The organism is Anthropogastromicrobium aceti (genome assembly GCF_020687335.1).
GTDB lineage: Bacteria > Bacillota > Clostridia > Lachnospirales > Lachnospiraceae > Anthropogastromicrobium > Anthropogastromicrobium aceti.
Map to the genome: position 1 here is coordinate 20,933 of NZ_JAJEQN010000027.1, position 13,630 is coordinate 34,562.

Below are 13,630 nucleotides of genomic sequence, written 5' to 3' on the forward strand. Positions count from 1 at the left end.
TAAAAACTTAATTCAGTTACACAAATCCCCCCAAACCAGCATCTGTCTTTTTAAACTTTTCATCAGCAAAAGAGAGCTGCCGGTTGGCAACTCTCTTATTGTAGCACAGATAATATTCATTTTGCAAGTAGTTTTCAAGATTCTGGTGCATCCTTTTGCACAGTTTCAGAAAGTGCAGTCAATGTTCCTGCAATCGAAGCCAGATTTGACGGCACAATGATCTTTGTTGCTTTACCGTCAGCTGCCTTCTCAAAAGCCTCCATACTCTTAATCTGAAGAACGGCTGCATCAGCCTTTGCTTCCTTAATATAAGCAATTCCATCAGCCTTCGCCTGAGAAACGCGGCGAATTGCCTCTGCTTCACCTTCTGCCTCACGAAGCATTGCCTCTTTCTTTGCCTCTGCACGAAGAATTGCTGCCTGCTTTTCAGCCTCTGCATCAAGGATTGCAGACTGCTTCTTACCTTCTGCGCGAAGAATTGCAGACTGCTTTTCACCTTCTGCACTAAGGATCGCTGCACGCTTGTCACGCTCTGCCTTTGCCTGCTTTTCCATAGAATTTTGGATGTCAGACGGCGGTGCGATATTCTTAAGCTCAACACGGTTTACCTTAATTCCCCACGGATCTGTTGCCTCATCAAGACTGCTTCTCATCTTAGTATTGATTGTCTCGCGAGAGGTCAGTGTCTCATCAAGCTCCATTTCACCAATAATATTTCTCAATGTGGTTGCTGTCAGATTTTCAATTGCCATCAGCGGATTTTCTACACCATACGCATAAAGCTTCGGATCTGTAATCTGATAAAATACAACTGTATCAATAAGCATTGTAACATTATCTTTTGTAATAACCGGCTGAGGATCAAAATCTACAACCTGTTCCTTTAAAATAACATTTCTTGCAACGTGATCAACAAATGGCATCTTGATATGAACACCAACTGACCATGTCGTAAGATAACCGCCAAGACGCTCTACGATAACAGCATGTGCCTGTGGCACAATGCGGATACATGAACCAATGATACATAAAATAACAATGACAATAATAACGCCTGCAATAAATTGAGGACTAAGAATAGATGCTGCTAACATACTCATACACTCCTTTTCTCTTAAATGATATACTGCTTATTCTTTTAACTGTTTTCCTGTGCTGTCCTTGACGGCTCAATCTTTGCAACGATCAGTTTGACACCACGTATGCCTGTGACAACAACACGGCTGCCTGCTTCGATGATTTCATCATCCTTCTCGGCAGCTGCTGTCCACTCCTGGCCACGAATTACAGCTTTTCCAAAGCCTTCCTGATTATGTATTCGAGCCGTAACCGTCGCATAATCTCCAATTAAACTATCGACATTTGTCTTGACCGTCTTTGTCTGAAGAAAGCGTCCGGCAATGGGACGAACCAAAATCAATAACAACATCGACACAGCTAAAAAAACAATAAGCTGAATTTCTAACGATGTCGAAAACAGTGAAGTAATAAATGCTGCAACGGCACCGACAGCAAACCAAATGGTTACAAGCTGAAATGTTGCCATCTCAATCGCTGTCAATACGATAAATACGATGAGCCAGACATAAACTTCGATACTGTCCACATCTAATCCTCCTTTCATCTTAGTTTTTCTTATGCTACCACAAAAATGATTAGTATTTTTCCGACTGTCATTTTTGCCAGATATTTTTGTAACCCTTAAATTTTAAATCACATGATAAATCATCACTCTTAGTGTAAATACATGCTCGTCCCACATTGTTTCAACATTTCCGTCTGCATGCTCTAAAAGTTCATGCATGATGCGAAGCCCCATTCCATGCTCCTGTGGATTTTCTTTGCGGCTTATAAGACGTCCATCCTGTGCTTTAAAAATGGTGCCATCATAGCGATTTTTAATTTCAATAAAAAGATTTTTTCGCTCAACCTTCATAAAAATCTTCACAAGACGTTCCTTCTCACTAACTCTGTCGCATGCCTCAATTGCATTGTCAAGCGCATTTCCAAGAACACCGCATAAGACAGAATCTGCCACCTCCATTTCTCTTGGAATGGAAATAGATTCCTCCACTTCAATCTTCTTTTCTCTTGCCACTGCCTTTTCAAAGTCAAGCACCGCATCTACAGTTCTATTTCCTGTTGTTGATGAGTGCGGTGTCATAAGGATCTGCTCCTCGTTCAAGCGGCAGATTAAAGCATCGAAAGCTCCTTTTTGGGCAAGCATCAAAAGCTCCATATTGCGGTTTTTTCGCTCATGGCGCTCCTTTCGCATTGTTTCCTGAAAATGAGAAAGAGCCTCATACTGCTTTGCATAGTACTGAAGCTGACGGCTCGTCATATATTCCCTTCGCCTTGTCTTTTCCTTCCATGCTTCTTCCTTTTGAAACGCAAAAATTGTCTCGAACAGCAAAATAATCGCAGCAACCGCTGCGCTAAATAAGCTTAGAACTCCTTTTGTGCGAATCAGAATCAAACAGCACGTATTTAACACACACCATAAAAGGAAATGCGGCAAAAGGCAGCGCCAAGTTTTTTTCTGTTCTTCTTTTTTCAAAACTGCAAGATATTGTGATGTCGTATATAATGCAAAAAAATTGATCAATAATACAAGCAATAAATCTGTCATGTTTCGATCCCTCTCAATGTTTGTTCTTACTCAGAACCCCATTCCCAGAAGCGGCTGCGCACATTAGCGCGGTGTGCCTCACTTATACTTAAAATCGTGCCATCTCTAAGTGCAAGCTTTTCATACTGAAAGGCCTCAACGTGCTCCATATTCACAAGATACGCCTTGTGAATCCGTACAAAATCTGCACTGATTGCTAAAAGCTCTTCCTCAGCCTCATCAAGCTTATGGTAATACTCGTATTCTCCACGCACAGTATGAACAATTACCTTTCGCTTATTGCTTTCCAGATATACAATATCTCGGCAAAGAAGATTCACCACGTTTTTTCCAAAACGAATCGTAAACAGCTCTCTGTGAAAACGGCTGATTCGCTCAAACGCCTTATCTAACACATTCTCAAGTTCCTCTTGCTTTAATGGTTTTGACAAAAAACGAAATGGCTCTGCCTCAAACAACTGTCGCATATACTGGTCATAACCTGAAACATATATAATAAGTGTCTGGTATGAGCGCTCACGAAGCTTTTTTCCAAGTTCGATTCCATCCATTTTTCGCATCTCAATATCAAGAAACAATATTTCAAAGCCTGCACCGTTTTCAATTTCTTCTAAAAGTTCCTCCGCAGATGCAAATGTTTCAGCCTGCAGCTCCACTCGCTTTTTTTTTGCATAAGCCATTACAAGACTTCTAAGCTGCTCGGCAAATGGCAGTTCATCATCACACATTGCACATGTTATCATTACACTTCCTCCTCAAACAAAAGAAGTTCTTTTCCATTCTTAGCGTAGTACCCATAATCTTCAATCTCTGTCTTAGCACTGCCCTGAAAGCTCTCAAGAAGCTGCTTTTCCATAGATGCGCGCTCAGTAAGAGGTACAAGAAAGCGCACGCTTACATCCTCTGCATATTCGCTTTCTAATTGGCTGTAGCCTCGCTGTCCCAACAGATAAAGAAGTGTTCCTATCTGGTTATATGTCACCTTTACTAAAAACTGTACAGCTGGAATTTTTTCAATAACCTCACTTGCTTCAACACCAGCCTTTGCCGCCGCCGTATAAGCGCGCACCAGGCCGCCCGTTCCCAAAAGAGTACCTCCAAAATAGCGCGTGACAACAACAACCGTGTCGCAAAGACCTGCACCCGTCAGCACATCAAGCATTGGCTTTCCTGCTGTCTGTGAAGGTTCACCGTCATCACTGCAGCGCTTTAGCTCCTGTTTTTTTCCGATGCAGTATGCATAGCAATTATGTCTTGCATCCCAATATTTTTTGCGGATCGTCTCAATATAGGCAAGTGCCTCCTCCTCTGACTCCACATGCTCTAAATTTGCAATAAACCGTGATTTTTTCTCTACGATTTCTGCTGTATCTCCAATATAAACTGTCTTGTAGGCCTCTGACATTTTATTCACCTTATTCCTTTATACTTTTATTTCCATATATTAAAAGCATTTTCTTATTTTTCTCTGCTGCAAAATGCTTTGTAGCTAGTGTATCTTATTTTGCAGCTTCTGTAAAGGTTTGCTTTTTTTCTGGTATTTTTCTCTATTTTTTGATATACTAAAGAATAAATGTCAGTCCATGCTTAGAAAGCGTTTATGCATGAATTTGACGGAAAGGCACTAATCTTTATGATTTTTAATAATGATGCAATAAAAAAGGAGCTGTCAGGTCTTCTTGATACATCAAGGCAGGCCAGACGACACCATCTTATTTTTCTTTTAAAAATAGCACTGGCAATGTTTCTAATTCTTTGTTTCGCCGGCTTTGCTATAGGCATTGGATTTGTCCGTGGGGCAATTGATGCTGCTCCCTCTCTCGATATACTTGATGTACAGCCACAAGGATATGCTTCTCAAATTTACGACGCAGACGGCAATCTAATGCAGACACTTGTAATGGAAGGCAGCAACCGCGAAGAAGTCAGCTTTGACCAGCTTCCTGATGATCTTGTAAACGCTTTTATCGCAATTGAGGACAGCCGCTTTTATGAACATAACGGAATTGATTTAAAAGGAATTTTGCGTGCTGCTTATGTCGGTATTACAAATGGACGATTTTCTGAAGGTGCCAGCACAATCACTCAACAGCTTATTAAAAATAATGTGCTTCAGGGCGGCTACGAGACAAGCATGGCTGACAAACTGCGCCGCAAAATTCAGGAACAATTTCTTGCAGTAAAATTAGAAGATCAGCTAGACAGCAAAGAAACTATTCTTGAATACTATCTTAATACAATTAATCTTGGCGGCAACTGTCTTGGTGTACAGACAGCTGCTCACCGCTATTTTGGCAAAAATGTATGGGAATTAACATTATCTGAATGCACTGTTTTGGCTGCCACCACATCAAACCCATCACGCTATAATCCGCTTACACATCCAAAGGAAAATGCAGTGCGCCGAAAGATCGTTCTTGAAAAAATGTATGAGCAAAATTTTATCACTTATGATCAGAAAAACGATGCACTTGATGATGATGTGTACAGCCGCATTCAGACAGTTGACAATGCCACTTCAGGCAGTACGGTCTTTTCTTATTTTACAGATGCTGTATATAATCAAGTTTGTGATGATCTGCAGTCAAAGCTTGGCTATTCTGCCTCACAAGCTTATAAACTTCTCTACAGCGGCGGCCTGCAGATTTATTCAACAATGGATCCGTCCATTCAGGCTATTGTCGATGAAGAGATCAACAATGCTGACAATTACATCTCTTCAACAGGAAGCAGGCTTTTAGAATATTCACTTAATTATGCGCTTACTGTATGCCATGCAGACGGTTCTGAAAGCACCTATACAGAAAATGATCTGATAAGCTATTTTCAGTCAGAAAAAAAACAGGCAACGTTTGCAAATATTTATGCTTCAAAAGAAGATATTTATCGCTCTGTCCGTGAATTTAAAGCATCACTGCTTATTTCTGGTGACTCAGTTACAAACGAAACCATTACTCCTATTCTCGAACCGCAGGAATCTGTCGTTGTCATGAATCAGTCAAATGGTCAGGTTGCTGCCATATCCGGCGGCCGCGGTGAAAAAGAAGGAAGCCTCACCTTAAATCGTGCTCTGCACTGCCACAGGCAGCCAGGTTCTGCTTCAATGATAATCAGCACATTTGCACCTGCTATCGACTCGTGTGGTGCCACTCTTGCCTCCACATATTATGACGCTCCTTATTCATCCGGAAATCAGCAGGTCTTAAACTGGTGGGGAAATCCGTATCTTGGCTACAACAATATACGTCAGGCTATCACATATTCCATGAATGTCATTGGTGCCAGGTGCCTGACTTCTCTTGTATCTGATTCTACTGCTTATGATTATCTAGAGCTTTTTGGTTTAGGCGATGCTAACGTGTTTGAATCTACAGCCTCTCTTGCCTCCGCAAGCCAGTCATATACTGTCACAAACGAAATGCTTACTGCTGCCTTTGCTTCCATTGCAAATGATGGAATTTACCAAAAGCCAACCTACTACACAAAGGTTTTAGACCGCCAGGGTAATATCCTTCTTGAAAGTGTTCCTTCTCAGACAAGAATTATCAAAAGTTCCTCTGCTGCTCTTTTAACAAATGCAATGGAGGATGTGATTTCATCTGATTCCTCTTATTACTATCAATACGGAATCACACCAACTGGTAAACTTTGTCAAGTTGATTCAATGACACTTGCTGGAAAGTCTGGAACAACGACAAGCGGAAGCGACGTATGGTTCATAGGCTACTCTCCTTACTACACCTGCGGCATATGGTCTGGATATGATGACTCAAAGGTACTTTCAAACGGAACTGAATACCACAAAACAATATGGCAGAAAATTATGGCTCGCATTCATACTGATCTTGATAATAAAGATTTCGTCTTTACAGATGAATTAGAATCTGCAAAAATCTGCAGCAAATCTGGTCTTCTTGCAGTTGACGGCGTATGCAACAGCAGTTCAAGCAACGCTTGTGTATACACAGAATATTTTGCACCTGGCACAGCACCAACAAGCTATTGTGACCGCCACTATGCACTTCGTATCTGCACAGAATCAGGCAAAAGCGCAACAAAATACTGCCCCGGTGATTCAGTCGTGCAGCGCGTTTATCTTCATATCGATGACAATGATCTTTCAAGCGGCACTACGACAGACTCAGATTATCTGGCACCATCGAACCTTCAAAGCTGCGACATTCATACGGGAGATTCTACCCGGTAAGTTTACAAGCGGGCTCCGGTGAAGTTTTTGTCGGCGCCTATTTGCTTTAAACATATGAAAACGGCCATACCATTTTAGGTATGACCGTTTTTTTATACTTTTAATAAAGCCGCCAAAATTACTTAAAGTACTTAACACCTGACTCAAACAGCTTCAGATCCTGCTCACCATAGATGTTGATTGCTACAGAATCTCCGATACGCTCTGAATGTGCCATCTTTCCATATACACGTCCATCTGGGCTTGTGATACCTTCGATTGCTGCATAGGAACCGTTCATATTCCACTCTTCGTCCTGTGCAAGATTGCCATTGTAATCAACATACTGAGTTGCAACCTGTCCGTTTGCGAACAGCTTATCAAGCCACTCCTTGCTTGCTACGAAACGTCCCTCGCCGTGAGAAACCGGGTTGCAGTAAACACCGCCGAGTGTTGCCTGTGCCAGCCATGGAGACTTATTGGATACTACCTTTAAGTATGCCATCTTGGAAACATGACGTCCAATGGTGTTTGTTGTCAGTGTCGGAGAATCAGACAGCTGGCTGTCAATAATCTCACCATACGGAACAAGTCCTAACTTTACAAGTGTCTGGAAGCCGTTGCAGATACCAAGTACAAGACCATCTCTGTTGTTTAACAGATCCATAACTGCTTCTTTGAGCTTCTCGTTTCTAAATGCTGTTGCAAAGAACTTTGCAGAACCATCTGGCTCATCACCTGCTGAGAATCCGCCTGGGAACATGATGATCTGAGACTCGCGGATTGCCTTTGTAAAGATATCAACAGACTCACGAATTTCTTCTGCTGTCTGGTTGCGAACAACCTTAACAATAGCCTCTGCGCCTGCGCGCTCAAATGCCTTTGCGCTGTCATACTCACAGTTTGTTCCTGGGAATACTGGAATAAATACCTTTGGCTTTGCAACCTTATTCTTGCATACATAGATTGAATCTGCCTTGTAGATACCTGTATCAACCTTTGGCTGTGCCTTTCCAGATACAGACGGGAATACCTTCTCAAGAGTAGACTTCCAACTCTTTACAGCCTCATCCATGGAAATTACAATTTCACCATAAGTGAAGGTTGGCTCTGCACTTACTTCACCGATAACCTCACATGGAACCTCTAAATCTGCGATGCATTCTGCCGGAACTTCTGCGAGAATATTTCCGTATAATGGAGCAAAGAGGAGATTCTTATCAAGCTGTGCATTGATAACTGCACCAAGGCCATTACCAAATGCCATCTTACTGACTGCCTCTGCGATACCGCCTGCGCCAATTGCATAGGAGGATACGATCTGACCATTACGAACAGCCTCGTGAATCTGACCGTACAGTTTCTTCACCTGCTCATAATTTGGAAGGTCATATTCATCCTTCTCAATAGCAAACAGAACAAGCTTATTTCCTGCCTTCTTAAATTCTGGTGTTACAACATCATTTTCAGATGCCACATCAACTGCAAAGGAAACAAGTGTTGGCGGTACATTTAACTCATCAAAACTTCCTGACATGGAATCCTTTCCACCAATTGACGGAAGACCAAATCCCATCTGTGCTGCATATGCACCAAGCAAGGAAGCAAACGGAAGTCCCCATGTATGAGAATCCTCTGTCATTCTGCGGAAGTACTCCTGGAATGTCATACGAATCTTACTGTAGTCACCGCCGGCTGCCGTAATTTTAGCAATAGACTCTGTTACGGCATAAACAGCACCATGATATGGACTCCATGAGGACAGATATGGATTAAAACCATAGCTCATCATGGTAACAGCATCAGTATTTCCCTTTGCTACAGGAACCTTTGCTACCATTGTCTGAACCTCAGTCAGCTGATTCTTTCCACCATACGGCATTACAACGCTTCCTGCACCGATGGAGCTGTCGAACATCTCAACAAGACCCTTCTGTGAGCAAACATTTAAATCAGCAAGCATAGAAAGCCATTTTTCCTTTACATCAGTAACTTCCTTTGATGCGAAGAAGCTTTCTTCCTTCTTTGGCATACTTACAGTAACATCTGTCTCCTGATGAGCACCGTTTGTATCAAGGAATGCACGGCTAATATTAACAATTTCTTTTCCTCTCCAGCGAAGAACAAGTCTAGGATCTTCACTCACAACTGCAACCTTTGTTGCCTCCAGATTCTCCTCAGCTGCATAAGCTAAAAACTGGTCTGCATCCTTTGGATCTACTACAACTGCCATACGCTCCTGAGACTCAGAAATCGCAATCTCTGTGCCGTCAAGACCTGCATACTTCTTTGGAACCTTATCAAGCTCAACAACAAGACCATCTGCCAGCTCTCCAATTGCTACAGATACACCGCCGGCACCAAAGTCGTTACATTTCTTAATCAGATGGCTGACTTCCTCACGACGGAACAGTCTTTGTAACTTTCTCTCAGTCGGTGCATTACCCTTTTGAACCTCTGCACCACATGTTTCGATAGAAGACTGTGTGTGAGCCTTAGAAGAACCAGTTGCACCACCGCAGCCATCTCTTCCTGTACGTCCGCCAAGCAGAATAATGATATCGCCTGGATCAGAATTTTTACGGATTACTGCACGTCTTGGAGCAGCACCCATAACAGCACCGATCTCCATACGCTTTGCCACATAATTTGGATGATAAATTTCCTTTACATAACCAGTTGCAAGACCAATCTGATTTCCATAAGAGCTATAACCAGCAGCTGCTGTACGAACAAGCTTCTTCTGAGGAAGTTTTCCAGGAAGTGTCTCAGAAAGCGGACGTGTCGGGTCTGCAGCACCAGTCACACGCATTGCCTGATAAACATAGGTACGACCTGACAGCGGGTCACGGATTGCACCGCCAAGACATGTTGCAGCGCCTCCAAATGGCTCAATCTCAGTAGGATGGTTATGTGTCTCATTCTTAAAGTTGATCAGCCACTCTTCTTCCTTGCCATCTACCTTAATAGGTACTACGATAGAACATGCATTGATCTCATCACTTTCTTCCTGATCCTGAAGCTTTCCCTGCTTCTTCAACTGACGCATACCCATAAGAGCCAGATCCATCAGACTGATAAATTTGTCATTTCTGCCTTCAAACAATGTTTTATGAGCAGTCTCATACTCATCGTATGTCTTCTCGATTACCGGACGATAATATCCTTCCTCAAATGTAACGTTCTTTAACTCTGTCTGGAAGGTTGTATGACGGCAATGATCAGACCAGTATGTATCAAGTACACGAATTTCAGTCATGGACGGATCACGCTTTTCCTCATCGTGGAAATACTTCTGGATGTGAAGGAAATCCTTAAAGGTCATAGCAAGACCAAAGGAATCATAGAGCGCCTTCAGATCCTTCTCATTCATCTTGGAAAAGCCTTCCAGAATTTTTACATCTTCTGGCTCTGGATGTACCATGTTCAGTGTCTGCGGAATTTCCTCCGATGCTTCTCTTGAATCAACTGGGTTAATACAGTGATTCTTCAGCTTAGCAACTTCCTCACTTGTAAGTGCACCGCTGATCACATATGTGGTTGCTGAACGGATAATCGGCTGTTCATCTTCCTTTAACAGCTTTACACACTGCTCTGCCGAGTCTGCTCTCTGATCAAACTGTCCCGGAAGATACTCTACTGAAAAAATAATATCATCCTTCTCATGAGGGAAGGTGCCCTCATAAAGATCATCGACCGGCGGCTCCGAAAAAATAGTTCCCTTACTCTTTTCATAAGTCTCATCCGAAAGGTTTTCAACATCATAACGGATCAGCACACGCACCTTCTTGGCATCGTGAATGTCAAGATAGCTGCTCATCTCTTCCATAAGCTCCTGTGCTTTTACTGCATAAGGTTCCTTCTTCTCCGCGAAGATTCTTCTGACGCTCATATCATTCTCCTTTGATTTGTAATTACCCTTCACAAAACGCGTGAATTGTAAGTATATTCAATAGAAGTATATCATAGCTTTGGATTTGAAATCAACCTTTCATATTCCACAAATAATATAAAAAAACGAGCGAAAAGTAAGTAATTTTCACAAAAGCATCACAAAAAGGGAGAGCCAAAGCTCTCCCTGAATTTTTATACACAATATGCGGTTTGATCAACTGCTAATTAAGCAAGCTTGCTCTTTGCAGTCTCAGCCAGCTTTGCAAATCCAGCTGGATCATTAACAGCCATATCAGCCAGAATCTTTCTGTCTAACTGGATGTCAGCGCTCTTTAAACCATACATAAACTTGCTGTAAGACAGACCGTTCATTCTAGCTGCTGCGTTGATACGGGTGATCCACAGCTGTCTGAACTGTCTCTTTCTCTGCTTTCTTCCTGCGTAAGAGCTTGTTAATGCTCTCATAACAGACTGCTTTGCTACTCTATACTGCTTAGATCTGGCTCCTCTGTAACCCTTTGCCAGCTTTAACACTTTGTTGTGCTTTCTCTTAGCGTTCATACCGCCTTTAATTCTTGCCATATCTATCTCCTCCTAAACGATGAGGATTCTCGCGAATCCTGTGCAGAAATGTTTCCCAAACTTACTTATAAAATCACAAAATTATAAATAAGGTAAAATCTTCTTCATGTTCTTTACGTTGGTACTATCTGTCATAGTAGCCTTTCTAAGATTTCTCTTTCTCTTAGTAGACTTCTTTGTTAAGATATGGCTCTTGTATGCCTTCATTCTCTTTAACTCGCCTGTACCTGTTTTCTTAAAACGCTTTGCAGCTGCTCTGCTTGTTTTTACCTTTGGCATTATAATTTCCTCCTGTCAATCACTTGATATTTTTTGCCAATACCAGACTCATGCTCTTACCCTCTAACTTCGGCGGTTTCTCAACCGATGCGATATCCTTGAGGTTTTCAGCAAAGTCATCCAGTATATGTTTGGAAGCACCCATATGGGCCATCTCTCTGCCGCGGAAACGTAAGGTAACTTTTACCTTATCGCCCTTTTCCAGGAACTTTCGCGCATTGTTCACCTTTGTATTCAGATCATTTGTATCGATGTTCGGAGACAATCTCAGTTCCTTTACTTCAATGACTTTCTGCTTCTTCTTGGCTTCCTTTTCTCTTCTGGCCTGCTCATAACGGAACTTGCCATAATCAACAATCTTGCATACCGGCGGCTTAGCCGTTGGTGCAATCTTTACCAAATCTAAACCGGCATCCTTTGCCAGCTTCATGGCATCTCTGGAGGACATAATTCCAAGCTGCTGTCCTTCCTCACCAATTACCCGGACTTCTTTGTCACGGATCTGCTCATTAATCATTAAACTGCTAATTGTTTTGTACCCCCATCGAAAAATGTTGTGAACTGCTTTACGCAAAAAAATGATGGACCGCGACGATCCACCATTAAGATACACAAATATGCAAAATACGATATGTGAACTTAAATATCAACCCGAGACGCCTTTGCGCTAAGGTGAGAGTGAATCCTCTGCTTTCCTGTTTATTGACAACGTCGATAGTATACCGCACTTTGTATCAGTTGTCAAGTGTTTTTTCAGTTTTTTTATTTTTTTTAATTAGCTGTTCCCGAAGCCAATTCTTCTCTTTTTGTGTAAGCTCAGCATTCTTAAGGAGATCTGGGCGTTTTTTTGCTGTCCGAAGAATTGACTGCTCACGTCTCCATTTATCAATATTGCCATGATGACCTGATAGAAGTACAGGCGGAACTGACTCGCCCATGAAAACTTCTGGTCTTGTATATTGTGGATACTCCAGCAAATTTCCTTCAAATGACTCATCCTGCGCAGATGCTTCATTATTCAGTACACCTGGCACAAGACGCGAAATACAGTCAATCATCATCATCGCTGGAAGTTCACCGCCTGTAAGCACAAAATCGCCTGCTGAAACTTCATCCGTTACAATGAGATCAAGCACACGCTGGTCAATTCCCTCGTAATGACCGCAAAGGAATATCAAATCTTCTTCCTTTGCATATTCTTCTGCCAGCTTTTGAGAAAATGGTTTTCCCTGAGGTGTCATAAACAGCACACGCGGCTTTTTTCCAATGCGCTCTGTCAGATCCTTCCAGGCATCGTACACTGGCATAGGCTGCATTACCATTCCAGCGCCGCCGCCATATGGATAATCATCGACACGGTTATGTTTATTTGTGGAATAGTCACGTATATTGATGGCCTCCACTGAAATCAATCCTTTTTGGGATGCGCGTCCAAGAATACTCTCGCCGCAGGCGTTTGTAATCATCTCTGGAAACAACGTCAGCACATAATAATGCATGGAATTACCTCTTTCTTTTCATATTCACAGCTTAGTCAATTAGTCCAGCCATAACATGAACTGTCATTATGCCTTTTTCCAAGTCAACATCTAAGATACAGGAAGGAATAGCCGGGAAAAGCACCTTTCTTCCATCTAAAAGCTCTATCTCATAGACATCATTTGCGCCCGTCTGAAACACATCAGTACACTTACCAAGCTCTTCTTTATTTTCATCAACTACGCGAAGTCCAATTAAATCAGTAATAAAATTCTCATTTTCACCACATGGAGTTGCCTGATCTCTTGTTATATAAAGCTCTGCCTGACGCAAAAGCTCCGCCTGATTTCGGTCTGCAATCTCCTCAAGAGAAAGAATGACCATGTTTTTAAAATACTTTGCACCGCGCACATGAATCAGACGGCTTTGTTTCTTTTCAACCAGACGCAGTGTCTTCCAATGTGCAAACATTTCCGGCTCATCAGTTGTCGGGAATACATTAACTTCTCCCTTAATTCCATGAGCAGAGGAAATCACACCTACACGCAATAAATCTTCCATATTTTCTCCTATGATAGCAT

At 42.1% G+C, this 13,630-nt stretch carries 12 protein-coding genes; 1 reads left to right on the forward strand and 11 read right to left on the reverse strand.

The window, feature by feature from the left end:
- Positions 1–134 precede the first annotated feature (134 nt).
- The 5 genes from LKD48_RS10745 to LKD48_RS10765 form a co-directional block, all read right to left on the reverse strand.
- Positions 135–1,094 (reverse strand): SPFH domain-containing protein, encoded by a 960-nt coding sequence (locus tag LKD48_RS10745; RefSeq protein WP_066563498.1) that lies wholly within the window; start codon positions 1,092–1,094, stop codon positions 135–137.
- A 44-nt stretch (positions 1,095–1,138) separates the two neighbouring features.
- On the reverse strand, positions 1,139–1,606 hold the full coding sequence (locus LKD48_RS10750; protein ID WP_262537069.1) for an NfeD family protein: 468 nt from the start codon (positions 1,604–1,606) through the stop codon (positions 1,139–1,141).
- Positions 1,607–1,708: 102 nt separating this feature from the next.
- Entirely contained in the window at positions 1,709–2,629 is a 921-nt protein-coding gene (locus tag LKD48_RS10755) for an ATP-binding protein (protein ID WP_308732027.1), read from the reverse strand.
- Between the two features lie 26 nt (positions 2,630–2,655).
- Positions 2,656–3,372 carry a LytR/AlgR family response regulator transcription factor gene (locus LKD48_RS10760; protein WP_227101309.1) on the reverse strand — a complete coding sequence of 239 codons (717 nt, stop codon included), beginning with the start codon at positions 3,370–3,372 and terminating at the stop codon, positions 2,656–2,658.
- Positions 3,372–4,034, reverse strand: a complete 663-nt coding sequence (locus LKD48_RS10765) for a YigZ family protein (RefSeq protein WP_262537063.1) — start codon at positions 4,032–4,034, stop codon at positions 3,372–3,374. Before LKD48_RS10765 ends, LKD48_RS10760 begins: the two co-directional genes overlap by 1 nt.
- Positions 4,035–4,262: 228 nt before the next feature.
- On the opposite strand from LKD48_RS10765, the gene LKD48_RS10770 reads away from it, so the two are divergent.
- Positions 4,263–6,836, forward strand: coding sequence for a transglycosylase domain-containing protein (locus LKD48_RS10770; protein WP_308732028.1), 2,574 nt, complete (start codon positions 4,263–4,265; stop codon positions 6,834–6,836).
- Positions 6,837–6,954: 118 nt separating this feature from the next.
- On the opposite strand, the gene LKD48_RS10775 is transcribed toward LKD48_RS10770, so the two are convergent.
- The 6 genes from LKD48_RS10775 to rimM form a co-directional block, all read right to left on the reverse strand.
- Positions 6,955–10,707 (reverse strand): phosphoribosylformylglycinamidine synthase, encoded by a 3,753-nt coding sequence (locus LKD48_RS10775; protein ID WP_308732029.1) that lies wholly within the window; start codon positions 10,705–10,707, stop codon positions 6,955–6,957.
- A gap of 227 nt (positions 10,708–10,934) precedes the next feature.
- Positions 10,935–11,291: a 50S ribosomal protein L20 gene (gene rplT / locus LKD48_RS10780; RefSeq protein WP_066563479.1), complete on the reverse strand. Its 357-nt coding sequence runs from the start codon at positions 11,289–11,291 to the stop codon at positions 10,935–10,937.
- Positions 11,292–11,372: 81 nt separating this feature from the next.
- On the reverse strand, positions 11,373–11,570 hold the full coding sequence (gene rpmI, locus LKD48_RS10785; protein WP_227101302.1) for a 50S ribosomal protein L35: 198 nt from the start codon (positions 11,568–11,570) through the stop codon (positions 11,373–11,375).
- Positions 11,571–11,589: 19 nt separating this feature from the next.
- A complete protein-coding gene (gene infC / locus LKD48_RS10790; RefSeq protein WP_066563474.1) occupies positions 11,590–12,087 on the reverse strand; it encodes a translation initiation factor IF-3 in 498 nt (165 codons plus the stop codon).
- 217 nt (positions 12,088–12,304) lie between these two features.
- Positions 12,305–13,069 carry a tRNA (guanosine(37)-N1)-methyltransferase TrmD gene (gene trmD / locus LKD48_RS10795; protein ID WP_308732030.1) on the reverse strand — a complete coding sequence of 255 codons (765 nt, stop codon included), beginning with the start codon at positions 13,067–13,069 and terminating at the stop codon, positions 12,305–12,307.
- Between the two features lie 31 nt (positions 13,070–13,100).
- On the reverse strand, positions 13,101–13,610 hold the full coding sequence (gene rimM / locus LKD48_RS10800) for a ribosome maturation factor RimM (RefSeq protein WP_118614405.1): 510 nt from the start codon (positions 13,608–13,610) through the stop codon (positions 13,101–13,103).
- Positions 13,611–13,630: the final 20 nt, after the last annotated feature.